Annotated in this window: 26 protein-coding genes; 8 read left to right on the top strand and 18 right to left on the bottom strand. The window is 73.3% G+C overall.

Going from position 1 to position 25305, the window contains the following annotated elements; translation table 11 throughout:
* Positions 1-198: 198 nt before the first annotated feature.
* The 5 genes from ACWD3D_RS05015 to ACWD3D_RS04995 all read right to left on the bottom strand — a co-directional run bounded on the left by ACWD3D_RS05015 (position 199) and on the right by ACWD3D_RS04995 (position 6273).
* Positions 199-1695 (bottom strand): amidase, encoded by a 1497-nt coding sequence (locus tag ACWD3D_RS05015; RefSeq protein ID WP_451459525.1) that lies wholly within the window; start codon positions 1693-1695, stop codon positions 199-201.
* A gap of 86 nt (positions 1696-1781) precedes the next feature.
* Positions 1782-3245: a purine-cytosine permease family protein gene (locus tag ACWD3D_RS05010; RefSeq protein WP_451459524.1), complete on the bottom strand. Its 1464-nt coding sequence runs from the start codon at positions 3243-3245 to the stop codon at positions 1782-1784.
* A 134-nt stretch (positions 3246-3379) separates the two neighbouring features.
* A complete protein-coding gene (locus ACWD3D_RS05005; protein ID WP_451459523.1) occupies positions 3380-3931 on the bottom strand; it encodes a DUF1097 domain-containing protein in 552 nt (183 codons plus the stop codon).
* A gap of 266 nt (positions 3932-4197) precedes the next feature.
* Positions 4198-5508, bottom strand: a complete 1311-nt coding sequence (locus ACWD3D_RS05000) for an amidohydrolase family protein (RefSeq protein ID WP_451459522.1) — start codon at positions 5506-5508, stop codon at positions 4198-4200.
* Between the two features lie 180 nt (positions 5509-5688).
* Positions 5689-6273 (bottom strand): GntR family transcriptional regulator, encoded by a 585-nt coding sequence (locus ACWD3D_RS04995; protein ID WP_451459521.1) that lies wholly within the window; start codon positions 6271-6273, stop codon positions 5689-5691.
* 146 nt (positions 6274-6419) lie between these two features.
* Between ACWD3D_RS04995 and ACWD3D_RS04990 the strand changes: the two genes are divergently transcribed.
* From ACWD3D_RS04990 to ACWD3D_RS04980, 3 genes are all read left to right on the top strand, one after another.
* Positions 6420-7547, top strand: coding sequence for an acetamidase/formamidase family protein (locus tag ACWD3D_RS04990; RefSeq protein ID WP_451459520.1), 1128 nt, complete (start codon positions 6420-6422; stop codon positions 7545-7547).
* The gene (locus ACWD3D_RS04985; RefSeq protein ID WP_451459519.1) at positions 7544-8758 is read left to right on the top strand and encodes an amidase family protein; all 1215 of its coding nucleotides are present in this window, start codon (positions 7544-7546) and stop codon (positions 8756-8758) included. Before ACWD3D_RS04990 ends, ACWD3D_RS04985 begins: the two co-directional genes overlap by 4 nt.
* A gap of 288 nt (positions 8759-9046) precedes the next feature.
* Entirely contained in the window at positions 9047-10129 is a 1083-nt protein-coding gene (locus tag ACWD3D_RS04980) for a beta family protein (protein ID WP_451459518.1), read from the top strand.
* Positions 10130-10154: 25 nt separating this feature from the next.
* On the opposite strand, the gene ACWD3D_RS04975 is transcribed toward ACWD3D_RS04980, so the two are convergent.
* Positions 10155-10700 carry a MarR family winged helix-turn-helix transcriptional regulator gene (locus ACWD3D_RS04975; protein ID WP_451459517.1) on the bottom strand — a complete coding sequence of 182 codons (546 nt, stop codon included), beginning with the start codon at positions 10698-10700 and terminating at the stop codon, positions 10155-10157.
* Between the two features lie 46 nt (positions 10701-10746).
* On the opposite strand from ACWD3D_RS04975, the gene ACWD3D_RS04970 reads away from it, so the two are divergent.
* Entirely contained in the window at positions 10747-11697 is a 951-nt protein-coding gene (locus ACWD3D_RS04970; RefSeq protein ID WP_451459516.1) for a DMT family transporter, read from the top strand.
* On the opposite strand, the gene ACWD3D_RS04965 is transcribed toward ACWD3D_RS04970, so the two are convergent.
* Complete coding sequence (locus ACWD3D_RS04965) at positions 11676-12614, bottom strand: GlxA family transcriptional regulator (protein WP_451459515.1); 939 nt, start codon at positions 12612-12614, stop codon at positions 11676-11678. The two genes, ACWD3D_RS04970 and ACWD3D_RS04965, sit on opposite strands and share 22 nt — an antisense overlap.
* Before the next feature lie 211 nt (positions 12615-12825).
* On the opposite strand from ACWD3D_RS04965, the gene ACWD3D_RS04960 reads away from it, so the two are divergent.
* The 4 genes from ACWD3D_RS04960 (at position 12826) to ACWD3D_RS04945 (ending at position 14938) form a co-directional block, all read left to right on the top strand.
* Positions 12826-13614, top strand: a complete 789-nt coding sequence (locus ACWD3D_RS04960) for a DJ-1/PfpI family protein (RefSeq protein WP_451459514.1) — start codon at positions 12826-12828, stop codon at positions 13612-13614.
* Positions 13615-13686: 72 nt separating this feature from the next.
* Complete coding sequence (locus ACWD3D_RS04955; RefSeq protein ID WP_451459513.1) at positions 13687-14016, top strand: hypothetical protein; 330 nt, start codon at positions 13687-13689, stop codon at positions 14014-14016.
* Positions 14013-14480: a hypothetical protein gene (locus ACWD3D_RS04950; RefSeq protein ID WP_451459512.1), complete on the top strand. Its 468-nt coding sequence runs from the start codon at positions 14013-14015 to the stop codon at positions 14478-14480. Before ACWD3D_RS04955 ends, ACWD3D_RS04950 begins: the two co-directional genes overlap by 4 nt.
* Positions 14477-14938 (top strand): hypothetical protein, encoded by a 462-nt coding sequence (locus ACWD3D_RS04945; RefSeq protein ID WP_451459511.1) that lies wholly within the window; start codon positions 14477-14479, stop codon positions 14936-14938. The genes ACWD3D_RS04950 and ACWD3D_RS04945 overlap by 4 nt, the downstream gene beginning before the upstream one ends.
* Here the strand turns inward: ACWD3D_RS04945 and ACWD3D_RS04940 are convergent.
* The 11 genes from ACWD3D_RS04940 to ACWD3D_RS04890 are packed head-to-tail and all read right to left on the bottom strand — an operon-like array spanning position 14896 to position 25000.
* A complete protein-coding gene (locus ACWD3D_RS04940) occupies positions 14896-15912 on the bottom strand; it encodes a Rieske 2Fe-2S domain-containing protein (protein WP_451459510.1) in 1017 nt (338 codons plus the stop codon). The genes ACWD3D_RS04945 and ACWD3D_RS04940 overlap by 43 nt on opposite strands.
* Positions 15913-15914: 2 nt before the next feature.
* On the bottom strand, positions 15915-16151 hold the full coding sequence (locus ACWD3D_RS04935) for a recombinase-like helix-turn-helix domain-containing protein (protein ID WP_451459509.1): 237 nt from the start codon (positions 16149-16151) through the stop codon (positions 15915-15917).
* A gap of 29 nt (positions 16152-16180) precedes the next feature.
* A complete protein-coding gene (locus tag ACWD3D_RS04930) occupies positions 16181-17116 on the bottom strand; it encodes a PDR/VanB family oxidoreductase (protein ID WP_451459508.1) in 936 nt (311 codons plus the stop codon).
* A gap of 53 nt (positions 17117-17169) precedes the next feature.
* Positions 17170-18795 (bottom strand): thiamine pyrophosphate-binding protein, encoded by a 1626-nt coding sequence (locus tag ACWD3D_RS04925; RefSeq protein WP_451459507.1) that lies wholly within the window; start codon positions 18793-18795, stop codon positions 17170-17172.
* A 9-nt stretch (positions 18796-18804) separates the two neighbouring features.
* Positions 18805-19593, bottom strand: a complete 789-nt coding sequence (locus ACWD3D_RS04920; RefSeq protein ID WP_451459506.1) for an SDR family oxidoreductase — start codon at positions 19591-19593, stop codon at positions 18805-18807.
* Positions 19594-19612: 19 nt separating this feature from the next.
* Positions 19613-20368, bottom strand: coding sequence for an SDR family oxidoreductase (locus ACWD3D_RS04915; protein ID WP_451459505.1), 756 nt, complete (start codon positions 20366-20368; stop codon positions 19613-19615).
* Positions 20361-20882 carry a cupin domain-containing protein gene (locus ACWD3D_RS04910; protein ID WP_451459504.1) on the bottom strand — a complete coding sequence of 174 codons (522 nt, stop codon included), beginning with the start codon at positions 20880-20882 and terminating at the stop codon, positions 20361-20363. Before ACWD3D_RS04910 ends, ACWD3D_RS04915 begins: the two co-directional genes overlap by 8 nt.
* Positions 20883-20893: 11 nt before the next feature.
* Positions 20894-21715, bottom strand: coding sequence for an alpha/beta fold hydrolase (locus ACWD3D_RS04905; RefSeq protein WP_451459503.1), 822 nt, complete (start codon positions 21713-21715; stop codon positions 20894-20896).
* Positions 21712-22509 carry an aspartate dehydrogenase domain-containing protein gene (locus tag ACWD3D_RS04900; protein ID WP_451459502.1) on the bottom strand — a complete coding sequence of 266 codons (798 nt, stop codon included), beginning with the start codon at positions 22507-22509 and terminating at the stop codon, positions 21712-21714. The genes ACWD3D_RS04905 and ACWD3D_RS04900 overlap by 4 nt, the downstream gene beginning before the upstream one ends.
* A complete protein-coding gene (locus ACWD3D_RS04895; RefSeq protein ID WP_451459501.1) occupies positions 22506-23477 on the bottom strand; it encodes a VOC family protein in 972 nt (323 codons plus the stop codon). The genes ACWD3D_RS04900 and ACWD3D_RS04895 overlap by 4 nt, the downstream gene beginning before the upstream one ends.
* A gap of 59 nt (positions 23478-23536) precedes the next feature.
* On the bottom strand, positions 23537-25000 hold the full coding sequence (locus ACWD3D_RS04890) for an aldehyde dehydrogenase family protein (protein WP_451459526.1): 1464 nt from the start codon (positions 24998-25000) through the stop codon (positions 23537-23539).
* Positions 25001-25305 lie beyond the last annotated feature (305 nt).

The raw sequence follows: 25305 nt of genomic DNA, 5'->3' as shown, positions 1-25305 counted from the left end.
GAAGCCGGTGAAGAAGACGTCGGGGAGGGCCAGCGCCTCGGCGACGGCGTACTGGAGTGGGCCGCCGCTCACGAAGGTGAGGTACTGCTTCGCGGGACGTGGGGCGCGCGGGTGGAACGGGACGTCGACGGGACCCCCGCCGTGCGGCGTCCGACGACGACTCCGCGCCGTAGCGCGGTACCGGGCGTACCGGCGCGTTCAGGTCACCGCGACGCCGGACCTCCGGGCGCCGTCGCCGCTTCCGAGGAGCCGAGGGCGGCGGTGGGCCCAGGGGCGCGCCCTCTCGTAGGCCGCCGCGGCCCGGAGGACGGTCCCGTCGGCGAGGTGGCGCCCGATGAGCTGGAGCCCCACGGGCAGATCGTCCGGAGTGCGACCGGCGGGGACGCTCACCGCGGGCGCACCGGTGAGTGAGGCCGGGTAATTGAAGCCGATCCAGGCGGTGTCGGCGACCGTGCGCCCCGCGATGGTCTCCGGCCCGTGCACACCGACGGCGAAGGGCGGTACGGCCGCCGTGGGGGTGATCAGGAGGTCGTAGTCCGCCATCAGCGCGGCCATCCGGTTGGTCAGCGCCTTGCGCGCGATGTTGGCGTCCGTCAGCTCCCGCGCGGTCCACTCCCGTGTCATCCAGGACACCAGGTGCGGGGACATCGCGGGACCGTGCTCGGCGACGAGGCGGCGCATCCCCGTCAGGTCGGTCTCAGCGGTGATGAGAGCCTGGAACGCCTGGGCGGGGTCGCTCCAGCCCGGATCGACCTCCTCCACGACGCAGCCGAGACCGCGGAAGACGGACACCGCCTCGTCGGTCACGGCACGCACAGCCGGGTCCACCGGCAGGTAGCCGAGATCCGCGCTGTAGGCGACCCGCAGCCCCGCGCACCCCTCCTGGGTGCCGTGGCTGACGGCGGACAGCCAGTCCACGTCGTGGCAGGGGATGGAGTGCCGGTCACGCGGGTCGGGGCCGGCGAGCACGGAAAGCATCAGAGCGGTGTCGGCGACGGTACGGGTCAGGACACCGAGGTGCTCGATGCTCTCCCAGCCCGAGGCGCCCGGCAGGAGTTCGTCGCGGCAGCCGGGCCAGACGGGTACCCGGCCCATCGACGGTTTGAAGCCCACGAGTTCGCTGAAGGCCGCCGGTACCCGCAGTGAGCAGCCGCCGTCGCTGCCGAAAGCCACCGGCCCGAGGCCGGCGGCCACCGCCGCCGCCGACCCGGCACTCGAACCGCCCGGGGTGAGCCCGGTGTTCCACGGATTGCGGCTGGGAGGAAAGATCGGGTTGTGGCCGGCCGGACTGTAGCCGAACTCCGTGGTGTTGGTCTTGCCCAGCACCACCGCTCCGGCACCGGTGGCACGTTCGACGACGATGTCGTCCTGATCCGGCACGTGGTCGCGGTAGAGCGGCGACCCGAAAGTGGTGAGCAGTCCCGCCGTGGAGATCAGATCCTTCACCCCCAGCGGCACCCCGGCCAGCGGGCCGGGCCGCTCACCGCGGACCAGCCGGTCCGCCAGCAGGGCCGCTGCCGCGCGGGCCCGCTCCGGGGCAGGGGTGCAGAACGCACCGACCAGCGGGTTGATCTCCGCCAGGCGGTCCAGCACGGCGTCCACCAGCTCGACGGGCGAGAGCCTGCGGGCGGCGACCGCCGACACGACCTCGGTGGCCGGAAGGAAACAGAGTTCGTCGCGCTCTTCGGGGGTCATGTCGGAGCCTGGGCCTTTCCGGTCCGGTCGGGGAGGTCGGGGAGGTCGGGAGCTGGGAGGTCGGGGGTGGTGGTCCGGTGGCGGTCTCAGACGTGCGCGGGGTCGACCGGCGCCGCCGCGACCTCCGGCTCACCGTGGACGGCTGCACGGTCCGGGGCGCCCGCGGCGGCCCCCGTGCGGCGTCCGGTCCACCCGAGGTGGCCCCCGTACACCAGCGCCGCGACCGTGAAGCCCAGCACGGCGTCCACGGACCCCGGGTACATCCGGTGCAGGACCCACGCGGCAGCCGCTCCGGCCGCCCAGGCGGCCAGGGCGGGCATGGCGAACCCGTTGGCGCGGACCCCGGCACAACCGCCGGCGACCGCGTCCGTGCCCGCCCGCCGCCGGGGCCGGTCCGCCGCCTGCCGCACGATCAGTACGGCGCCGATCGGCGGGACGAGAATCCCGAGGAGCTGGAGCCAGCTGACGATGGAGCTCCACACCCCGGCCAGCGCCACGACCGAACCGAGCGCGCCGAGTACTACCACGAGCGGGCGCATCCGCAGGGGCGTCGCGCCCGCCCAGCCCATCGCGGCGTTGTAGAGGCAGTGGGCCGCGACCGAGCCGAGGTTGGTGAGGGTGAAGAGGACGGCCAGGGCGGTGATCCAGGCGCCGTGCCCGGCGAGCAGCCCGAGGTAGGAGCCGCCGTCGGACTCGGGTGCGGCGGCGCTCCCTGTCGCGACGACCGCGCCGCCGACCAGGTAGGCGACGGTGTTGGTCAGAGGGAACGCCGAGGCGGTGGCCCACACGGCGGAACGGCCGTCCCTGCTCCAACGGGTGAAGTCGGCGGTCATGGTGCCGGAGTCGACGAAGCCCGCGACGACGATGCCCACGGCGGACCAGAAGGTGATCCCGTGGCCGTGGCCCTCGAAGGCGAGCGCCTGGGAGACGCTCGCGCCGTCCTGCGCCGCGTACCAGAAGGCGAGTGCCGCCGTGACGAGGAAGAGCGGGACGCCCAGCAGGCCCACGGCGGACAGGGCGCGGATACCCGCCGCTGTCAGTCCGACGTAGACAGCGGCCCCGAGGAGCGCGCCCCACACGGGAGCCCAGCCGAGCACCTGGTGCAGGGTCGTGCCGGTGAGACCCACCTGGTAGGAGAACCAGCCGATGACGACGGTGGCGAGGAAGCCGGAGACCACCGCCCGGCCGCGCGGGCCGAAGACCGCGGCGGCCTGCTGGGCGAAGCTGCGACCGGTCCTGCCCGCGTGGTGGCTCAGCGCGCCCACGTAGGCGAAGAGGAGGAGGTTCCCGGTGAGGATCGCCCAGAAGCCCTTCTGCAGACCGAGGTTGTAGACGATCAGGCCGCCGAACACGGCGTTGCCCAGGCACATGGGGAACCCGGCCCACACCCCGGCCACGGAGAGCAGGCCCTTCCTCGCGTGTGCCGGAACGGCGCCGTGCTCGTACTCCTCACCGCCGGTGTGGTGTTCACCGCCGGTGTGGTGTTCACGGCCGGTGTGGTGTTCACGGCCGGCCGGGGAAGCGGTGGTGACGGGTGCTCGGGTGGTCATGCGGTGTCCCTTCGGTGGTACGGGGAGAGGTGGCGGCACGTGGCGCGGTGGTGGGCCGGAGCCGGGGCGGTCAGCCCGTCGGGGGGCGGGTGTCGGACACGGAGAGACGCGGGCGGCGGCGGGATGCGCCGCGGTCAGTGGGCCTCGGCCGCCGGGGCGAGCGGTGCGGTGGCGACCGGGGCCGGGGTGCGCGAGAGGGTCGCCCGGTCCGCCAGGAACGCGTAGACGGGGCCGAGCGCGTTCATCGCGACGACGCTGATCCAGGCCGCCCAGACGTTGCCCCGGTCGTAGCCGAAGCCGCCGAAGTAGGTGGCGAAGAAGGAGGCGAAGCCGAGGAACATGCCGGGGACGAGCGAGACCGCACGAAGGCGTCCCGCGTACATCAGTGCGGTGTTGACCACCAGGATGATCGCGCCGAGCAGCGCGTTCTGTGCCGTCCGGCCTCCGCCGACGTGCGGGGCGAGGTGCTGGTCGCAGACGACGATGACCAGGGCGAAGGCGGAACCGACCGGCATGGTCGCCCAGAGGCGGGTGGCGTTGGCGAGGCTCGGTCCGCCCATCAGGTGCAGGCCCGCCCAGGAGATGAAGACGGCCCACGGCGGAAGGTTCAGGGCGGTCCCGCCGACGAAGGCGGTGGTCGCGGCGAGGACGGACGCGGTGATCTCGTGCGGTATGCGTTCACGCATGGCGTGCTCCTGACATGGGGGCGGTGGCATGGGGAGTGCGTGGCCACGTGCGCGGTGAGCGTGGCCACGTGCCCGGCGGAGACCCGCGACCGGATACGGCGGACGGGCCGCGCGGTCGTCGGGGACCGGTGCGGCGGGCGGGCCGCGCGGTCGTCGGGGACCGGTGCGGCGGTCGGGCGGTGGGGTGGCCGGCCGGAGAGAAGCGCGGGCGGACGGGTGTGCGGGGCGACCGGCATGCGGTCCGGTCGGTGTGGGGCGGGCGAGCCTCAGGCCACCTGGACCGTCCGGGAGAGGTCCCGTCCGGCGGGGGCGCCGGAGACGGGCGGGGCGTCGAGGAGCTCCGTCGTCCGGACGGTGCGGGCCACGATCCGGCCGCGCTTGATCACCCAGCGGCGGTCCGGCCGGTCGGTCAGCACGTCCGCGTGGCGCCGCGTGCCGAGGACCACCAGGTCGGCGCGGGCGCCGGGCCGGATTCCGTAACCGTCCAGGACCCCGGTGACGCGAGCGGCCTCCGTGGTCGCCATGCGCAGGATGCGCGCGGTGTCGGCCGCGCCGCCCATGTGGCAGGTCTGGGCGAGCAGCAGACCGATGTCGAGCATGTCGGCGTTCCCGAACGGGGTGAAGGCGTTGCGGACGTTGTTGGAGGAGTACGCGGTGACCACCCCGCCGTCGAGCAGCTCGCGCACCGGGGTCACCCCGCGTCGCACGGCACGGTCGTCGTGGCGCCCTCCCATGTGCAGATCGGTCGCGGGCAGCGCGACGACCGCGACGCCGGCGTCCGCGAGGAGCGCGACCACCTCGGCCCGCTCGGCGGGCGGGCACGAGGCCAGCGAGGTCACATGGCCGAGCGTCACCCGGCCGCCGAGGCCGTGCTGCCGGGTCGCCTCGGCGATCGCCCCGGCCAGCGCGAAGCGACCGTCGGACGTGTCGTCGGCGAAGTCGGCGTGCAGATCCGCCGGAACCCCGAACTCGACGGCGAGGCCGAGCACGGTGTCGATGTGACGACGGCAGGCGTCGATGTCGGCCTCGTTGTATGCACACCCGCCGATCACGTCCGCCCCGCGCTTCAGGGCTTCCCTCAGCAGGGCGTACGTGCCCGGTGCCCGCTCGATTCCCTCCTGCGGAAAGGCGACGACCTGGAGGTCGATCAAGTGGCTTTGACTCTCACGCAGTTCGAGCATCACATCGAGCCCGGTCAGACCTCCGATCGGATCGACGTCCGGATGGGCGCGGACCAGCGTGGTGCCGTGGGCCACGGCCCAGCGGAGCACCTGGAGCGCGCGGGAGCGGACCGACGCGTGCGTGAACCCGCGCTTCAGCCTGCCGGTGACCTCGATGGCACCCGCCAGCGTTCCCTCCGGATTGGAGCTCACGCTGTCCAACAGGGCTTTGTCCAGATGCATATGGGGTTCGATCAGCCCAGGTACGACCACGAGCCCGTCGCAGTCGACGCTCTCCCGGGACGGTGCCGCGGGCAGGGCCACGCCCACCGCGGCGATCGTGCCGCCGGAGACGGTGATGTCCACCGGTGGGCGTCCTTCGGTGATCAGTGCGCGGCGCAGTACGAGGTCGTACACGGGAGTCCCCTTCCGACGGCCCGGATATCCGGAGCGGAGCCGACGTCACGACGACGTCCAGAAGGTGTATACAGACGCGGGGTTACGGCCTTGGGCGTCGCGCGTGACGCCGCTGTTTCCGGCACCTCGCCGCCGGTGCGCCCGTCCGGGACGGTCCGGGGGTGCGCACCGGGGGGCGGCTCAGCGCTTCCCGCGCAGCCGGTACGCGGCCTGAGCCCGCCGGATGTGGTCAGCCACCCGCTCGCGGGCGGCCACCGGATCGCGCTCGCGCAACGCCTCGACGATGGACTCGTGCTCCGCCCAGGAATCCGGTGCCCGCCGCGGGAGTTCGACTGAATACACCCACGAGATCTTGTATCCGAGCTGGGCGACGAGCGCCGCCATGGTCGGGCTGCCCGACGCCTCCGCGAGGACCTGGTGGAAGCGGGTGTTGAGCACCGCGAGCCCGGCCGACGAACCCGCCTCCAGTATCTGCCGGGCCTCGGCCAGCAAGAGTTCGAGCGTGGCGAGATGCACCGCGGTGCGGCGGGTGGCGGCCCGTTCGGCACCGAACGGCTCGATGAGCAGGCGGATGCCCAGCAGGTCCTCGGCCTCCTCATCGCTCAACTCGGCCACGAACGTGCCCCCGTAGGGCCGTGAGTGCACGAACCCCTCGGATTCCAGGGTGCGCAGAGCCTCACGGACGGGGATGCGGGAGACCCGGTAGCGCGCCGCCAGCCGCTCCTCGGTGAGGCGGTCCCCGGGCGTGAACACCCGTGTGATCACGTCGTTCCGGAGGGCGTCGCACACCGCTTGCCCCGTGTCCCGCCTCCGCACCGCGCCGAGTTCGGCCATCGCTCCGCCTCTCAGGATTCGGCCGGCCCACAAGGGGGTTAACCGGCCTGTAACGGTTGTATGCAAAGGTCAGCGGCATGAGCGTACTTCAGCCCCACGACGGCGCGATCGAAGGTTCGGCCTACCTCGCGGCGGAACGCGGCACGACTGCCTGGGGGTTGCTCCCCAACGCCGCGTCGAGTCCCGTGCTCACCGTCGAATCCGGCACCACCGTGTGCCTCGACACGACGAGCCACGAGGGCATCCTGCCGGACCAGGGGCGCGACCCGGTGAAGTTCTTCGCCGAAGCGGGCATCCACGCACGGCACGTACTCCGCGACGCCGTCGAACTCGCCGCGTCCGAAGCTCCGTTCGACGCCGAGGCGCAGGGCCCCCACGTGGTCACCGGACCGGTCGCGATCAGCGGCGCGCTCCCCGGCGACGTACTGGAGGTCGAGGTCCTCCGCCTGCGGCGCCGCACCGACTACGGCGTGATCAGCAACCGGCACGGGCGAGGCGCGCTGCCCGGCGAGTACCCGGTCCCCGGCCCGGGCCACCCGGCGGACCTGCCGGTACCCTCCGTGTCCTTGGTCGCCCACGTCGACCGGGACGGCCGCGGCCGTCTCCCGGTCGGCGACGGGCGCGACATCCGCTTCCCGCTCGCCCCCTTCCTCGGAATCATGGGCGTCGCGCCCGCGACGGAGTCCCCCGTCCACTCGGTCCCGCCCGGCGCGCACGGCGGCAACCTGGACATACGTCTCCTGGGCGAAGGAGCACGCCTCTTCCTGCCGGTCCAGGTGCCCGGGGCGCTGTTCTACGCGGGCGACCCGCACTTCTCCCAGGGCGACGGGGAGGTCGCCCTCACCGCCTTCGAGGCCCCGCTGCGCGCCACCGTCCGGCTGACCCTGCACCGCGACGCCCCCGCCCGGCGGCTCGCGTCGAAGCTCGCCGGCCCGTACGCCGAAACCGCCGAACACTACCTGGTCACCGGCTTGGACGAGGATCTCGACGAGGCCGTGCGCAAGGCCACCAGGTCGGCCCTCACCTACCTCTCGGAACGCTGCGCCCTGCCCGGCGCGGTGGCGCTGGCCTACCTCAGCGCGGCGGTCGACCTCCGCATATCGCAGGTCGTCGACCAAGTGAAGGGCGCCCACGTCTGCCTGCCGAAGGCCGATCTCCACCCCCTGCTGACCGGTACCGCCCACGCGACCCGGAAGACCCGATGACCGCCGTCGGCGCAGTGCCCGCCGCGGGCCCCGCCCCGCTGCCGCTCATCTCCCCGTACGTGCCCTGGCTGCCCGTCCCCGACCTGCCCCGACCCGCCGCGGGCGAGGGCCTGTCCGGTGCCCGGATCGCCGTGAAGGACGTCATCGACCTCGCGGGCGCCCCCACCGGCAACGGACACCCCCTGCTGCTCGCCGAGGCCGCGCCCGCGCCCCGGCACGCCGACTGCCTCGCCCGGCTGGTCGGCGCCGGAGCCGTGGCGGCGGGCAAGGTCCACACCGACGAACTGGCCTACAGCCTCGGCGGCACCAACGCCCACTACGGCGCACCCGCCAACCCGGCCGCGCCGGGGCACCTGTGCGGAGGCTCCTCCAGCGGCTCTGCCGCAGCCGTCGCCGGCGGGCTCGCCGACATCGGACTCGGCACCGACACCGCCGGTTCCATCCGGGTTCCCGCCTCCTACTGCGGCCTGTACGGGCTGCGGCCCACGTACGCCCGCGCCGACCGCACCGGCATCAGCCCGCTCGCCCCCTCGTTCGACACCCCGGGCCTCCTCACCCGCACCCTGCCCCTGCTGCGTGACGCCGCCGCCGTGCTGCTGGCGGGCACCGAAGCCGACACCCGCGCCCCGCGCCGGGTGCTCGCACCGGCCGACCTCTGGTCCCTGGTGGACGCACCGGTCCGCGCGGCGCTGTCCCCCGCGCTGGGCCGCCTCGTCCGCGGACTGGACCTGCCGATCGACCGCGCCCCCCTCTTCGACGACCTCGCGCCGTGTTCCCACGCCGAGGCGAAGGAGGCCTTCACCACGGTGCAGGCCGCGGAGGTCTGGCGGGCACACGGCCCGTGGGTGGGCCGGGCCCGCCCGGAGTTCGGCCCGAACGTCACCGCCCGGCTGCGTCTCGCCAGGGACGTGGACGGCGACCGGGAGGAGGCCGCCCGCGCCCGCGTCGCCGCCGTCGCACAGTGGCTCGGCCACCGCCTGGACGGTGCCGTCCTCGCGCTTCCCGCCACGCCCACCCCCGCCCCGGCCCACGCCGCCACCTCCACGGCGAACCGCGACGCCCTCCTCGCGCTGACCTGCCTGGCGGGGCTGGGCGGCCTGCCCGCGCTCGCCGTCCCCGGCGCCCGCGTGGGCGGACTGCCCGTGGGCCTCTGCCTGCTGGCCGCCCCGGGAGGCGACGAACGCCTGCTCGCGGCGGCCGAGTCGGTCTGACGGCCGGTCCGGGGAGCCGACGGGAGAACCGCAGGCTCCCCGGACCGTGACGAGCCGTCCACGCACCGCACGGCCCGGTACACCCCGCACCGCGCTCCCGTATCTGTTCGATTCGGCCAGAGCGTCCGGTTCGGCCCCCTTTCGCTGCTCCCGGACCGCGAGGACTCTTCCCGCAGGGGAACCACACCGGCGGTGCCCGAGGACTGTCCCGCGGCCCCTCCCTGGCGGGTGCGCCAGGACGGCCGAGGCGTCCCGCCCCACTGTCGGCACGTCCACAGGGGAGCCGTCATGCCGAAGCTTCTGTACGTTCCCGTGCTGCCCGTGCGCAGCCACGCCGCCGCGGCCTACCGCGACCTGCGGGCCACGATCCAGGGGGAGGTCACGCCGCTGTGGAGTCTGCCGCCCAGACCCGGGGCGTCGGGGACGGTACTGGCCGCGGCCGTCCGCAGGGAGATCGCGGAGGTGAGCCGCGCCCAGTCCCGGGTGCCCGCGTGGCTCGACGCCCCGCACGCCGACGGCGCGCAGGTCCCCGTACTGGCCGAAGTGATCGCCGAATACGTCGGGTTCGGCGCGTTCCGGCCGGTGACGGGGCCGCTGCGGCCCGCCGCGCAGCAGTACGCGGCGCTGGCGGCGGCGGTGGAGTGCGGGCGGCCGCTCGGTATCCGGGTGCGGGTCCCCGGCGAGTGGGACCACGAGCTCACCGAGGCGGTCGGCCGGCTGGTGGCGCGGGTGCGCCGGGTCGCGGAGGCCGAGCTGCTGATCGACCTCGGAGCGGTCCTCGCCGACCGGCCCGGCGCCCACAAGGAGGCGCTGCACGCGCTCGACGCCCTGGTCCCGCTGGCCGACTGGCGCTCCGTCGTCACCATCGGCGGGGGATTCCCGCAGGTGACGGCCGAGATGCTGGACCGGGGCGTACGGGAGGAACCCCGCCGGGACTGGGAGGTCTGGCGCGAGATACGGCGGAACCTCGCCGGCCGGCTCCCCGCCCTCGGGTTCGGGGACTACGGAGTCCAGCGGGCCGCCGCCCTGGCCCGCCCGTACCGGCCGGACCAGCGGGGAGGGCCGGACTGGGGGTACCTGCGCTACACCACGGACCGCACCTTCGCGCTGGTGAAGGTGGTGCACAGCGGCCCGGACCGGGCGCGGACCAACCGCGAGGCCGCACGCGAACTCCTCCGGCTGCCCGGCTTCCGGGGCGCGCTGGCCAGTTCGGGGGAGCGTTGGCTGCGCGACTGCGCGCGCTCGCTGACCCACCCCGCAGTGCGCACCGGCTCGGACGGCCCGGGTACGGGCAACGCCGCCACCTGGCTGCGGGTCGGCAACGTCCAGCACATGACCCACGTGGTCCGGAGCCTGGCCCACCAGGAGTGAGGCGCCGCCCCACCCACCCGCTCCCTCAGCTCCGGCCGTCCCCGCGCGGGTCCTCCAGCGCGGCGAGCCACGCGGTCAGATGCCCTTCCAGCGCCTCGGCCCGCGCCGGGGGGAGCGCGGCGAGCAGGCGCCGCTCGTTGTGCATGTGGTCGGTGAAGGCCCGGTCGATGAGTTCACGCCCCGGCACGGTCAGCGCGACGACCCGGCCCCGGCCGTCCCCGTCCCCCCGGCGCCGGGTCACCAGGCCCGACCGCTCCAGCCGATCGATCCGCTTGGTCATCGCGCCGGTGGTCACCATGGTGTGCGCGGCCAGCTCCCCGGGGGCCCGCTCGTAGGGCGCACCGGCCCGGCGCAGCGCCGCGAGGACGTCGAACTCGCCCTCGCTCAGGCCGTACCGCTGGTACACGACGCACAGCTCCCGGGTGAGCAGGGCGGCGAGGCGGTGCAGACGGCCGATGACGGCCTGTGGCCCGACGTCGAGGTCGGGCCGCTCGCGGCGCCAAGCGGCCTGGATGCGGGCCACGTGGTCGGGTGGCGGGTCCTGGTGCTCGTGGGGCTGCGACTGCTGCATGACCCCACCCTAATGATTAGCTTCCCGGGAAGCTAATATGCCTTCCATGGAAGCCAATGTGCGATGGGTCGCCACCGCCGCGGTGGCACCGGTGGCCTGGGGCACCACCTACTACGTCACCCGTCACTACCTCCCCGCCGGAAACCCGCTCTGGGGAGCCGCGCTGCGCGCCCTGCCCGCCGGATGCCTGCTGATGCTCCTCGCCCGGACCCGCCCCCGGGGTTCCTGGTGGTGGCGGTCCGCCGTACTGGGGCTGCTGAACACCAGCGCCTTCTTCGTGCTCGTCTACATCGCCGCACAGCGGCTGGCCACCAGCACCGCGTCGATGGTGATGGCGCTCTCCCCGCTGGTCATGACCGTGGCCGCCTGGGCCCTGCTCGCCCAGCGCCCCCGCCCCGTCCATCTGGCGGCGGGCGCGACCGGGCTCGTCGGGGTGGTGCTGATGATGTGGGGCCGTACGGGCGGCAGCGGTACCGGCGGGCTGATCGCGTCCGTCGCCGCCATGCTGGTCTCCTCCCTCGGATACGTGCTCTCCCAGCGCTGGGACTCCGGCGCCGGAGTCCTCGCCACCACCGCCTGGCAGCTCTGCTTCGGCGGGGTGCTCCTGCTGGTGGCGGCGCTCGCGCACGAGGGGGCACCGCCGGCGCTGGACGCGGGCGCGCTCCTCGCGTTCGGGTACGTCACCGTCGTCGCCACCGCGCTGGCGTTCCTCGCCTGGTTCGCGGCCCTGCGCGCTCTGCCCGCCGCCACGGTCGGCCTCGTCGGCCTCCTCAACCCGGTCACCGGCGTCCTGCTCGGCACGGTCCTGGCGGCGGAGAGCCTCACCGGCCGGCGGCTCGCCGGGATGGCGCTGATCCTCGCCGGCGTCCTGCTCGGGCGGCCGGGGCGGGCGGCCGTCGGACCGGAAGCGCCGACCGCTTCCGGTCCTGCTCCGGGAAAGGGCCGCCCGCGGGCGCGGCTTCGAGGCGGGCCGCGTCAGCTGAAGGCGCGGCGGTAGGCCTGCGGGCTGACGCCGGTGGTCTTCTTGAACCGGTCGCGGAAAGCGGTGGGCGAGCCGAACCCGACCTGAACACCGATGCGTTCGACGGAATGGCGGGTGGTCTCCAGGAGATGCTGGGCCTGGCGGACACGTGCGCGGTGGATCCACTGGAGCGGGGTGGTGCCGGTCTGTTCGCGGAAGCGCCGTATCAGGGTCCGGGTGCTCGTTCCGGCCCTTGCGGCGATGTCGGCGAGGGTGAGATCGGAGCCCAGGTTCTCCCGCAACCAGTCGAGCAGCGGATCGAGCGTCGACCCCTGAGGGGCGGGCACGTGATCGTGGACGATGAACTGCGCCTGCCCGCCCTCGCGTTCCAGAGGCATGACGGACAGTCGGGCCGCGTCGGCGGCGACGGCCGAGCCGTAGTCACGGCGGATCATGTGCAGGCACAGGTCCAGGCCCGCGGCGGCGCCGGCGGAGGTGAGGATCTGACCGTTGTCGACGTACAGGACGTCCGGGTCCACCTCGATGTCCGGGTGGGCAGCGGCCAGGAGACCGGCCGCGGCCCAGTGGGTGGTGGCACGCAGGCCGTCGAGGAGTCCGGTGGCGGCCAGGGGGAACGTGCCCGAACAGATGGAGGCGATGCGCGTGCCGTTCGTGGCGGCCGCGCGCAGCGCGTCGCGGACGGCGGGAGCGAGCGGGGCCGAGAGGTCGGCGGTACCGGGAACGATGATCGTGTCCGCGGCCGCGAGACCTTCCAGCCCCCAGGGCGCGCGCACGGTGAAAGCGCCGGCATCGATCTCCGGCCGTTCGCCGCAGACGCGGATCTGGTAGCCGGGGCGTCCGTCCGGGAGTCGGGTGCGGGAGAAGACCTCGATCGGCGTGGACAGATCGAAGGGGATCACCTGGTCCAGGGCGAGGACGGCAATGACGTGCATGGCGAGAAGATACCTGCCCCTCGGTAGCCATCGCGCGGCCCCAGTGCCCCGAGTCCAGTGGTTTGGCCAGTTCAGGGCCTTACCCAGCGTCATGGCGCTATCCCGTTGAAAGGTGTCACTCACGCCACTGGGGCGCGGGTCGACGCCGGACTAGCGTCGGGAGCGACTCCGGCACTGGCCGGATTCCGACCGCCCGCGAAGGAACTTCTCCATGCATGCCCAGATCGTCCTGTACGACGGCTTCGATCCGCTCGATGTCGTCGCCCCCTACGAAGTGCTGTACGCCGGCGGCACCGCCTCCAACGGCGCGGTGAGCGTGGAACTGGTCTCCGCGGAAGGACCCCGGGACGTGGCCGGCGGCACCGGGGGCCTGGTGCTGCGCGCCACTGCCGCCCTGGATCCCGCACGCGCGGGCCTGATCCTGGTCCCCGGCGCCTCGGGCCGCGTGGGAGAGCCCGGCGAAGTGCCCGACCGCGAGGCTGCGGCCGGGGAAGGGCGGCAGGAACGCGCGACGGAGGCCGGGGAAGGGCGGCAGGAACGCGCGACGGAGGCCGGGGAAGGGCGGCAGGAACGCGCGACGGAGGCCGGGGAAGGGTGGCAGGACGAGTTCATCCCCGTACTGCTGGGCCGCGCCCTGACGACCGAACTGCCGGCACTGCTGAAGGCGGCCAGGGACAACCCCGAGGTGACGCTCGGCGCGGTGTGCGGCGGCTCGCTCGTCCTGGCCATGGCCGGCCTGCTGGAGGGCCGCTGCGCCACCACCCACCACCTGGGCCTGGACCTGCTCGACGCCACCGGCGTCCACGCGGTCGGCGCCCGCGTCGTCGACGACGGTGACCTCGTCACCGGGGCCGGCGTCACCTCGGGCCTCGACCTGGGCCTGTACCTGCTGGAGCGCACGGTGGGCCCCCGGATCGCCCACGCTGTCGAAGAGCTGTTCGCCTACGAGCGCCGCGGCACCGTCTGGCGCAACGAAGGCCTCGCGCCCGCCGGCCTCTGACCGCACGGGCCGTCCCGCACCTCAACCGCACCGCACGTCAACCGCACCGCACGCGTAAGGAAGAACAGCACCATGGCCGCAGAAGGCATCTGGGACCTGTCCGTCTCCACCCCCATCGGCAGGATCGAAGCCGTGGTCGAATTCGCCCGGCAGGAGGGTGTCCTGACCGGGGCAGCCCACGGAGCGGGCGAGATCGTCCCGCTCAGGGACATCACCCTCGAAGGTGACCGGATCACCTGGAAGCAGGCCATCACCAAGCCCCTGCGCCTGAACCTGGCCTTCGCGGTCACGGTGGACGGCGACACGCTGACCGGCACCTCCAGGGCCGGACGCCTTCCGTCCTCGAAGGTCACCGGCCGGCGCCGCCTTGCCGACCCCGCGACCGCGGAGCGTCGAGCATGACGAAACTTCTCCTCTCCCTGCACGTCCTGGCGGCGGTACTGGCCATAGGACCGGTCACGGTCGCCGCGAGCATGTTCCCCGGAGCGCTGCGTCGCGCTCACAGCGCGCCGGGCGACCGTGAGGCGCTCGTGGGCCTGCGCACCCTGCACCGCATCTGCCGCGTCTACGCCGGCGTCGGCATCGCGGTTCCCGTCTTCGGGCTCGCCACGGCCGGCAGCCTCGGCGTCCTCGGTGACGGATGGCTGATCACCTCGATCGTCCTGACCACCGCGGCGGCCGTCGTCCTGGGCCTGCTGATCCTGCCCGCCCAGGACCAGGCCCTGACCGCCACGCAGGCATCGGGACCCGGCCCCGCTCTGCCCCCGGCCGCCCGACTCGCCATGCTCACCGGCGTGTTCAACCTGCTGTGGGCAACCGTCACCGTGCTGATGATCGTCCGCCCCGGCTCCACCACGGGAGCGTGACCGTGCACCGTCGCCCCCTGCGCATCGCGGCGCACACCGAACTCATCTCGTTGATCGTGATGCTGGCCAACCTCGCCACCGCCCACCTCCGGCCCATCTCCTCCCTGATGGGCCCCGCCCATGGCTGTGCCTACCTGTTCGTCGTGATCGCCACCTGGCGGTCGGCGTCGGCCACGACCACCACCAAGGCCGTTGCCCTCATCCCAGGCGTCGGCGGCCTCCTCGCACTGCGCCAACTCCACCGTGCCGACGTCACCGGCCGGCCGAGGGCTCAGCCCCGTCCGAAGGGACCGCCTCCTTCACACCCGCACGGGAGAAGTGATACGCCGAGCGTACGAACGGACCGGGCGACGTCCGTATCCACCAGGGCTCCGGCCGGACCGGAGCCCTGTACCGGCTGCCGGCCGGACAGCCCTCAAGGCGTGGCCGTCGACTGCGCCGCCGCCCCCGCCCGGTAGAGCCGGCGCAGCCGCACCACGCCCAAGTCGTGCTGGTAGAGGTTCTCCCGCTGGTCCGCGTCGGCGGGCATCGCCTCCAGCATCACCCGGTCCTGCTCCAGCACCTCCCAGTGGCGCTTCTCGATCAGCGTCCGGTAGAGGAACCGCCAGGACGCCCGCTGCCAGTCCTCGACGCGCCGGTAGCGCCAGAAGAAGACACCGGAACGCCCCTCGTCGACCGGGCAGACCATGCCGACGATGCCGAACGGACCGCCGGGGCCCGCCGACGGCGGGTACGGGATCGACAGGTCGACCCAGTCCACACCGGTACGGCACAGCTCCACCCAGTCGAAGTTGACGCCCCGCTGGTCCGTCTTCTCGAAGAAGTAACCGCGATCGGTCTCGCGAATGCGGAACTTGGCCGTGGTGTCCCCGTCGAACATGGTGTGCGAGTCGTGGTGGAGGAACGCTCCGTGCATCGGGTCGAGCAGGTTCTCCACGGCGTACCGCCACGGCACGTCCCACTCCGCGTAGCAGAGGAAGGCCGACACCCCGTCGTCGGTGAGCGGCTCGGGCAGCGTCAGCTCCGGCAGCTCCGGGTGCTCCTCGTCGCCGAAGTACGCGAGGACCGCGCCCGCCACCTCCCGTACCGGCAGCGAGGCGACCAGCTTCTTCCCCTCCAGGCCGCACCCGGGCAGACCGGGGACGGACGCCACGGTGCCGTCGCCCGCCACCTCCACCCCGTGGTACCAGCAGGCGACCCGGTCGCCGAGGTGCTTGCCCAGGGACAGCGGTGCGCCCCGGTGCGGGCAGCGGTCGGCCAGCATCGACAGGAGGCCGTCCGAGCGGCGGAACAGCAGCCACTGCTCGCCGAGCGCGGTCACCCGGCGCATCGCGCCCGGGGCGACGAAGTGCGAGGGGACGACGGGGTGCCACTGGTTGCGCAGCCCCGTGGCGTAGATGTGGTCCGCAGTGGCGGAGGACGACAGCGTCATGGTCAGGCTCCCAGTCGGGTGATCTCGGCGCGGAAGGACTCCTCGGTCCACGGTGTGCCGTCGGCGGCATGCACCTGACGGGCATTCAGGCCGCGTATCACGTCGTCGATTTCGTGGCCCTCCTTGGTGAAGACCTCTTCGAGGGTCGCGGCGAGCTTGTACTCGTACGGGGTCGGTTCGTGGGTCCGGGACTGGTGGACGTCCAGGTACGGCCAGGTGTCGGTCGTGGTGTCGGGCACGGGTGCCTCCAGGATTCGCGGGGGGAGTGTCACAGGTCGAGGACGAGGCGGCCGGAGGAGCACCGGGAGACGCAGATCATCATCGTGGCGCTCGCGGCGTGTTCCGCCTCGCTGAGGAGGAAGTCGCGGTGGTCCGGGGTGCCTTCGAGGACGCGGGTCTCGCAGGAGCCGCAGATGCCGTCGCGGCAGGAGCTGTTCACCGACAGCCCGGCCTCCTCGGCGGCTTCGAGGACGGAGGTGCCCGCGCCGACGGTGAGGGTCACCCCCGACGTACGGCACTCCACCTCGAAGGAGGCGTCGTCACCGGTGCGTTCGACGACCGGTGCGGCGAACCGCTCCAGCCGAAGCTGCCCCTCGGGGCAGCGCGCCTCCACGGCGGCGAGCAGCGGCTCGGGCCCGCAGGAGTACACCAGGGCGTCCTCGGGCAGCCCGGCGAGCGCGGCGTCGAGGTCGATGTGGCCCCGCTCGTCCTGCGGGACGAGCGTCACGTCCCCGGCGAGCGCGTCCAGCTCCGAGGTGAACGCCATGGAGGCGCGGCTCCGGCCGCCGTGGACCAGCCGCCACGGCACCCCGCGCCGGGCCACCTCCCGGGCCATCGCCAGCAGCGGGGTGATGCCGATGCCGCCCGCGACGAACACGTAGGAGCCGGCCTCCTCCAGCGCGAAGTGGTTGCGCGGCTCGGAGACGGTGACCAGCTGCCCCGGGCGCAGCTGGGTGTGCACGTACCGCGAACCGCCCCGGGAAGAAGGCTCGTTGAGCACGCCGACCCGGTAGACGTCCGGGACGCCCGGGTCCCCGCACAGGCTGTACTGGCGCACCTGGCCGCCGACATGGACGTCGAGGTGCGCGCCCGGCGTCCAGGCGGGCAGGGGTTTGCCGTGCGGATCGGCGAGTTCGACGGACAGTACGCCCTCGGCCTCCCACGTCATACGGCGGACGATCAGCTCCAGCGACTTCTCGCTCATGGCCAGGTGCCTCCTTACCGGCGGTTTTGGCGGCGGGATCCAGCGGACACGGACTACTGCCCCGGAATCCGCACGGGCGGGGTGAACGGGTTCTTCATCGGGCCGAGGGCCGCCAGGTCGACCTCGACCAGCGTCGGGCCGCCCGAGGCGACGGCGTGGTCGAGCACCGGAGCGGCGTGCTCCTCGGCGGCGATCCGCGCGTACGGCAGCCCACAGGCCCGCGCCAGCAGCTCGAAGTCGGGGGTCACCAGGTCCACCCCGGAGCGCCGGTCGCCGTACCGGTCCTGCATGTTGCGGAGCACCCCGTATCCGCCGTCGTTGAAGACGATCAGGGTGAGGGGCGGGCGTTCCTGGGCGAGGGTGAGGAGTTCACCGAGGTGGACGGCGAGCCCGCCGTCGCCCGCGATCACGACGGTCGGCGCGTCCGGGCGGCCGAGCGCGGCGCCGATGCCCATGCCGAGCCCCTGGCCGATGCCGCCGCCGCGCGGGAAGACGTTGTCGCGCGGGTCGTACATCTCCAGCAGCCGGTTGCCCCAACTGCTCGACGCGATGGTGACATCACGGGCCACCACGGCCTCGCGGGGGAGCGCGGCGCGGATCGCGTCGCAGATCGCCGCCTGCGGGCCGATGGAATCGCGCAGGTTCGCCCGCACCTCGGTGCGGACGGCCGCCACGCGTTCCGTCCAGCCGTCCTCGGCCGGCCGGGCGTGCGCGAGCAGCGCGGTCAGCGCCGCCGAGGCGTCCGCGTGCAGGGCGTGGGCGGCGGGGTACACCCGGCCGTGCGCGGCGGCGTCCACATCGATCTGGACGTGGGACGCGGGCAGTTCCAGGGTGTAGTCGGCGGTCTCGTTCGACCGGAAGTGCGTACCGACGGTGACCAGCAGGTCCGCGTCGGCCAGCAGCGCCCGCACCGCCGGGGTGGTGGCGAAGTTGCCGATGACCTGCGCGTGGTCCTCGGGGACGGCGCCACGGCCGGAATTGGAGGTGAGCAGCCCGGCCCCGGTCGCCTCCAGCAGCCGCGCCAGCTCCTCCCGGGCGCCGTTCGCCCCGCCACCGGCCCAGATCAACGGGCGCCGGGCGGCGGACAGAAGGGCTCCGGCGGCGGCCACGTCGCTCGCCACCAGAGCGGGGAGAACGGGCGCGACCGGCTCGGGCGCCTCGTCGTTCTGCGCCGCGTACTGGAGGTCGATCGGCCACTCCACGCTCGCCGGGCCGCCCGGCGAGGCCAGCGCCGCACGCGCCGCCTCCCGCAGGATCAGGCCGGCCCGTTCGGTGTCCGGCACGCTCGCCGCGTACACCGAGACGGCGTCCAGCATGCCGAGCTGGTCCTTGGTCTCGTGGATGAACCCCCGGCCACTGCCCAGGAACTCGCTCTCCACCTGGCCGGTGACGTGCAGCACCGAACTGCCCGCGCTGAGCGACTCGATCAGCGAACCGGCCGCGTTGCCCGCACCGGTCCCGGTAGAGGTGAGGGCGCAGCCCAGCGAGCCCCGGGCCCGCCCGTAGGCGTCGGCCGCGTTGACGGCGGACGCCTCGTGCCGCACGGGCACGAACCGCAGTTCGCGGTCGACGGCCTCCACCAGCGGCAGATTGTGCACGCTGACGATGCCGAAGACGGTGTCGATACCGAGTTCCCGCAGGACGGTGACGAGGAGATCGCCTCCGTTGTCGTGACGCATGGTGTCTCCTCAGAGGATGGAACGGCCGACGCCGCCACAGACGTCGATGGCGGTGCCGGTGATGTAGGAAGCGCGCGGCGAGAGCAACGCGACCACGGCGTAGGCGACTTCCTCGGCCCGTCCGAGACGGCCGAGCGCCACACCCCGGTCGGCCGCCAGCTCCGCCTGCCAGTCCTCGTAGGACCGGCCGGTGCCGGACGCCGCGTGGCGGCGGGTCCACTGGCCGGTGTCGATGAGCCCGAGACACACGGAGTTGACCCGGATGCCGTCGGCGGCCAGCTCGACGGAGAGCGACTTGGAGAGGTTGAGAATGCCGGCGCGGGCGGCGCTCGTCGTGATCAGCCGGGTCTCCGGCTGCTTGGCGAGCACCGCGTTGATGTTGACGACGCTCGCCGCGTCCGAGGCGGCGAGGTAAGGCCGGGCGGCCCGCAGCGGATGCAGCACCCCGGCGAACTTCAGTTCCAGCTCGTCCCGCCAGTCCTCGGCCGTCGAGTCGTCCAGCCCCTTCATCCGGGACTGACCGGCGTTGTTGACCAGCCCGTCGATGCCGCCGAACTCCTCGGCGGCCCGCCGGACGAAGCCCCGGACCGCCTCGGCGTCCCGTACGTCGCACACGCCCGTCAGCAGTCGGCCGGGCCGGGTACCGAGACCGGCGGCGGCGGTGGCCAGCCGCTCGGCGTCACGGCCGCAGGCCGCCACGTCGGCGCCCTCGTCGAGCAGGGCGCGGACCGTGGCCAGGCCGACGCCCGAGCTGCCGCCGGTGACCAGACACGTGCGCCCCGCGAGACCCAGATCCATGAATCGTGCTCCCACTCGTTCAGTTCATGGTGAAGCCGCCGTTGACGGCGACCACCTGGCCGGTCAGATAGCGGGACTCCTCGGCGAGCAGGAAGGAGACGATCCCGGTGAGGTCGTCGGGCTGCTGCGGCCGGGAGATGGCCCGGTTCAGGCGGTAGAGGTCGTGGCGTTCGGCCGGTACCGTCTCGGTCGCCTCGCACTCGGTCAGCCCCGGGGCCACCGCGTTCACGGTGATGCCCCGCTCGCCCAGCTCCCGCGCCATGGCCCGGGTGAGCGCGATGACCGCGCCCTTGGAGGCGATGTAGTGGGCGAGCCGGGGCGAGCCGTAGAGGGCCGCGTCCGAGGCGAGGTTGACGATCCGGCCCACCGGACCGAAGAGCGGGTACAGCGCCTTGGACACCAGCCACGGGCTGCGGGCGTTGACGGTCATCAGCCGGTCCCACACCTCGACGTCGATGTCCCAGAACTCTCTTCCGCCCACCCCGTTGGCGAGCGCCGCGTTGTTCACCAGGCCGTACAGCGGCCCCAGTTCGCGCACCGCTTCGGCCAGGGATGCCACCGAGGCGGGGTCGGCGACGTCGCAGCGCACGAAGTGCGCGTCGGTCCCCTCCGACCGCAGAGCGGCGACCGCCCGCCCGCCCCGCTCCCCGTCCAGCTCGGCGACGACGACCCGGAAGCCGTCGGTGCCCGCCCGGCGGGCCATCGCCAGTCCCAGCCCACGGCCCGCACCGGTGACGACGACCGTGCGGACGCCGTCGGGGGAACGGTCAGTCACGGGTGACACCGTGCATCGGGGAGTACTCCGGGTACGACGGCACCTGCGGCTTCCGCGTGCCGATGACCACGCAGAACAGCGCGTCCGTGTCGCCCTCGTTCTTCAGCGAGCGGGTCACCCCGGCCGGTACGACGATCATGTCGCGGTAGCCGAGGGTGCGGTACTCCGCCTCGTCCGGACCCCGGTGGATGCCGACCTTGACCTCGCCCTCCAGGACGAAGAAGGCTTCCTCGACGTCGTGGTGGGTGTGGGCCGGGCCCTCGGCACCCGGCGGCAGCAGCATGTTGGAGAAGGTGAAGCCGCCGGACGGGAGGATGCGGCTGTCGCCCTCGTGGTTGCCGGTCGCGCCGGAGCCGACGTAACGGATCTGACCGCGCCGGTACTGCGGGCCGGCCTTCTCCTGGAAGGACAGCGTGTCGAAGTCGGCGACGCGCGACTCCTTCGAGGCGATGAGCGAGTCGGTGTACGCGGAGAGGTCGTCGCCGTTGTCGTACGCGGTGGTGGTGAGAGGCATGGTGAGAGCTCCTACTCGGGGATGGCTGCGGTGATCCGCAGGTGGGCGAGCACCCAGGCGTTGAAGCGCCCGGGCTGCTCCTGGTTGGCCAGGTGACCGGCGTCCTTGACGATCACGTAGGCGGTTCGGTGGACGGCCCCGGCGATGACCTGGCTCGCTTCGACGCCGGTGACGTGGTCCTGGTCGCCGCAGAGCACCAGCGTGGGCGCGGCGACGGAGGGGAGTCCGGCCCGCAGATCGGCCGAGGCCATCGACTCGGCGGCGTAGCCGTAGCCGGGCAACCGGACCGATGCGGCCATGGTGTCCACGACCCGCCGGACCAGCTCGTCCGGTGCGTCGGGGGAGACCAGGCGGGGGCCGCGGGCCTCGGCGAAGGCGCGCGGGCCCAGCTCCGCCAGATCGGCGGCCCTGGCGCGCATCCCTTCGGCCTTCGCCGGATCGGTGCCGGAACCGGCGCTCGAATCGGCGACGATCAGGGACGCCACGAGCTCCGGATGGCGGGTCGCGAGGCGCAGCGCGATCACCCCGCCCCAGGACACGCCGAGGACGTGGGCGCTGCCGCCCCGCTCCCGGACCAGCCCGGCCGCCGTGTCCGCGAAGTCGTCGAGGGTGAACGGCTCGTCGGGGTCGGGCGAAGCGGCGTACCCGGGCGCGTCCCAGGCCACCACCCGGGCGTGGGCGGAGAGTTCGGCGAGCTGCGGTGCGAAGGCCGCCGACGAGGAGCCGATGCCGTGCAGACAGAGCAGCAGCGGCCCCCGCTCCCCGGCCTCCTCCACGTGGACGGCGACGGGTGCGGTCGCGGAGCCCGTACGGCCGGTCACGGGCGCGGTCACAGGATCTGCCCGCTGCGGCCGGCCAGCGCGGCCAGGCCACGCAGCACGGCGTACGGCACGACCTGGCTGGTCGCCGGGTTGTCGGGGTCGGGCCGGTGCGCCACCTCGAAGCGGTACGAGCCGTGCGGGCCGGACGCCTCGATCAGGTGCCGGGTGCGGTGCGCCGCCGGATCGGCGACGACCTGGACCCGCACAGCGTCCAGGTCGCCGACGGCCAGCGCGACCGAGGCGGCCACGTTCGTCGACTTGGGGAATTTGACCGGGACCTCGCGCGCGGTGCCGGACATGACCTCGACCGGACCCGTCGCCGTCCGCATCCGGGTCAGCAACTCCTCGTCCATCCATGGCTGTTCGAGGGTGGAGGGCAGCTTGGTGGTGGTGAGGCGGACCTCGTCCAGCGGACCGAGCGAGCACGCGGCCTGGAGCAGGTCGAGTCCGCCGACCGCACCCCCGGTGAAGTACACGCGGCCGGGCCCGGTGTTCAGCAGCCGCTTCGCCAGGTCCTCGTCGGTCAGCGCCCCGCTGGAGGCGACCAGCAGGTCGGTGCCGGAGGCGAGGACGCGCTCGCCCCACTCGCGGACCACACCCTGTCCCGCCGCCTCCACGATCAGGTCGCACAGCTCCAGGGCCTCCTCCAGGGAGACCTGGCGGGCGGGCGCGACCTCGCCCAGCGGGCGGTTGTCGACCACGCACACCAACTCGGCTCCCGCCACCCGGCCTTCGGCGAGCGCGGTGCCGACCACGCGGCCGATGGCACCCCAGCCGACCAGGCCCACTCTGCGTACGGCACTCATGCGGCGTTCTCCTTCGATGCGGGTACGTCGGTCGTCGGCCGGGCGTCCACGGGGGCGAGCGGGCCGGGGTCGGGTGATCCGGCCATGTGGCAGCGGATCTCCTTCGAGGGCGCACCGGCCGTCCCCCAGAGGTCGGACAGCTCCGGGACCCGCCGCCACACCCGGGCGATCCACGCGTCCTCGACGATCTGGGCGACCTCGGAGGTGTATTCGCAGACCAGCCCGGAGGGGTCGGTGAAGTAGGAGAAGGTGTTGTCACCCGGGCCGTGGCGGCCGGGCCCCCACTGCGGCGTGATGCCGTGGTGGCGCAGCCGGCCGATGCCCCGCATGAAGTGGTCGACCGAACCCATCTCGTACGCCACGTGGTTGAGCGAGGTCCACTCGGCCTGGTTGAACGCGATGCAGTGGTGGTCCGCGTTGCAGCGCAGGAACGCCATCTGGTGCTCCGACCAGTCGGAGACCCGCAGCCCCAGCACGTCGACGTAGAACGCCACCGCCGCGTCGATGTCCGTTGTGTTGAGCACGGCGTGCGTCACCCCGACGGGTACGGCCTCCTCACGGCCGCGCGGGGTGACCGCGTGCACCTGAGCGCTGATCTCGATCAGCCGCCCCTCGGGATCGGTGAAGCGCAACCCGTAGCCGCCGCCCACCTGGTCCAGCGGACCGGGCCCGGACACCGGGACGACGGACCGCGCTTCGAGCCTGCGCGCCGCCTCGTCGACCTCGGCGGGGGTGGCCACCGCGAACGCGAGGCGGCCGAGGCCGACCCGGTCCCGCTCGGTCAGGTGGAGGACGTGGTGTTCGTCCCCCGTGCCGCGCAGCCAGCGCGCACCGGTGTCCGACTCCACGGTCGCCAGGCCCCAGACCTCCTCGTAGAAGTCGGCGGCCTCCGAGAAGGCGGGCGTGTGCAGTTCGACGTAGCGCAGGGAGCGGAGCCGGGCGACCGGTCCGGGAGGTGGCTGGTGCATGGGTGTCTCCATGGGGGGAGGTGGGGCGGGTGGCGCCGGGGCCTGCGCGTGGGCGGCCGTCAGAGGGCCCAGGGGAGGGGGAGCTCGGAGGTGCCCCAGTACAGGGACTTCTGGCGCTGGTACGCGCGGATCGCGTCGCGCCCCTTCTCCGTACCGAGGCCGCTGTCCTTCCAGCCGCTGAACGGGGTGGCGGCGCTGAACTGCTTGTACGTGTTGATCCAGACGGTGCCGGCCCGGACGCGCCGGGCGATCCGCGCGGCGGCGCGGTGGTCGCGGGTCCAGATCCCGCAGGCCAGCCCGTAGACCGAGTCGTTGGCCTGGCGGACCAGGTCGTCCTCGTCGTCGTAGGGCAGGGCGACGAGCACCGGGCCGAAGATCTCCTCCTGGCAGGTGCGCGAGGTGTTCGCCAGCCCGTCCAGCACGGTCGGGAGGTAGTAGGCACCCCCCGCGTACTCCTCGCCGTCGGGCGCCGAGCCGCCGCAGAGCACCCGGGCGCCCTCGGAACGGGCGAGGTCGACGTAGGCGGCGACGGAGTCGCGGTGCCGCCGGTGCACGAGCGGGCCGACCTGGGTGCGCGGGTCCGTTCCTGGGCCGACCCGCAACTTCTCGACCCGGGCGACCAGTTCGCCGAGGAAGGAGTCGTAGATCTCCCGGGCGACGAAGAGCCGCGAACCGGCGATGCAGGACTGTCCGCTGGACGAGAAGATCCCGAAGAGCACGCCCGCGAGGGCCTGTTCCACGTCGGCGTCCGCGCGGACCACGGTCGGCGACTTGCCGCCGAGTTCGAGGGAGACCGGGATCAGCTTCTCGGCCGCGGCCTTCGCGATGGACCGGCCGGTCTCCGTGCCTCCGGTGAACCCGATGCGGCCCACCAGGGGGTGCTTCACGACGGCGTCCCCGACCACCCGGCCGCTGCCGGGCAGCACCGAGAGGAGGGCGGTGGGAAGACCGGACTCCTCCAGCGCCCGGGTGATCAGGCGGCCGAGTGCGAGGGAGACCAGCGGGGTCCAGCCCGCGGGCTTGAGCAGTACCGCGTTGCCCGCGGCGAGCGCCGGGGCGATCTTCTGGGCGTCGCTGGCGATGGGGGAGTTCCACGGGTTGATCGCCGCCACGACACCGATCGGCTCGTGCGTGCTCACCGTGACGTACGCACCCCGGGACGGGGTGACCGCGTCCTCGGCGGTTTCCAGCACGGCGGCCAGATAGCGGAAGGTGCCGGCCGCGCTCAGGGCGAGGGCCCGCGTCTCGGCGAGGGTCTTACCGGTGTCGGCCGTCTGGATCGCGGACAGCTCGCCCGCGGCTTCCTCGGTCAACTCCGCGATGCGGTGCAGCAGTCGGGCCCGCTCGTGGGGGAGAAGGTCCCGCCAGGCGGGGTCCTCCACCGCCACCGCCGCGGCCTCGGCCGCCTCGGCCACATCGGCGGCGGACGCGGAGACGACGGTGGCGAGTACCTGTCCGGTCGCCGGGTCGACGGTGGCGACGGGCTCGCCCGTGCCGGGCCGCCAACTGCCCGCGACCAGGATGTCGGTGGAGAAGGGGGGCACGAAAGAGACCTCCGGTCGGCGGGGAATCGGGATGGGTACTCGCGGACACGATCCGGGTGCGAGGACCTGCGGCCGTTCTGCGCGGCCGTTCTGCGCGGTCGTTCACCTGGGATGTCGAAGTGGTGGAAATCTAAGCGCTTAAATTTATTCGCGCAAGACCCCACTTCCGGAACTTCTCGTTCCGACCGGCTTGAGCCCCCGTTCTGTCGCCATCCGAACGGGACGTCTGTCGCGTTACGTTGAGATTACTAAGGGCTTAATCATTGACCGCTTAGGTACATGAC

It is taken from the genome of Streptomyces sp. NPDC002690 (genome assembly GCF_053592415.1).
Note: the sequence above shows the minus strand (reverse complement) of the source record. Positions and strands in the feature narration are given on the sequence as shown.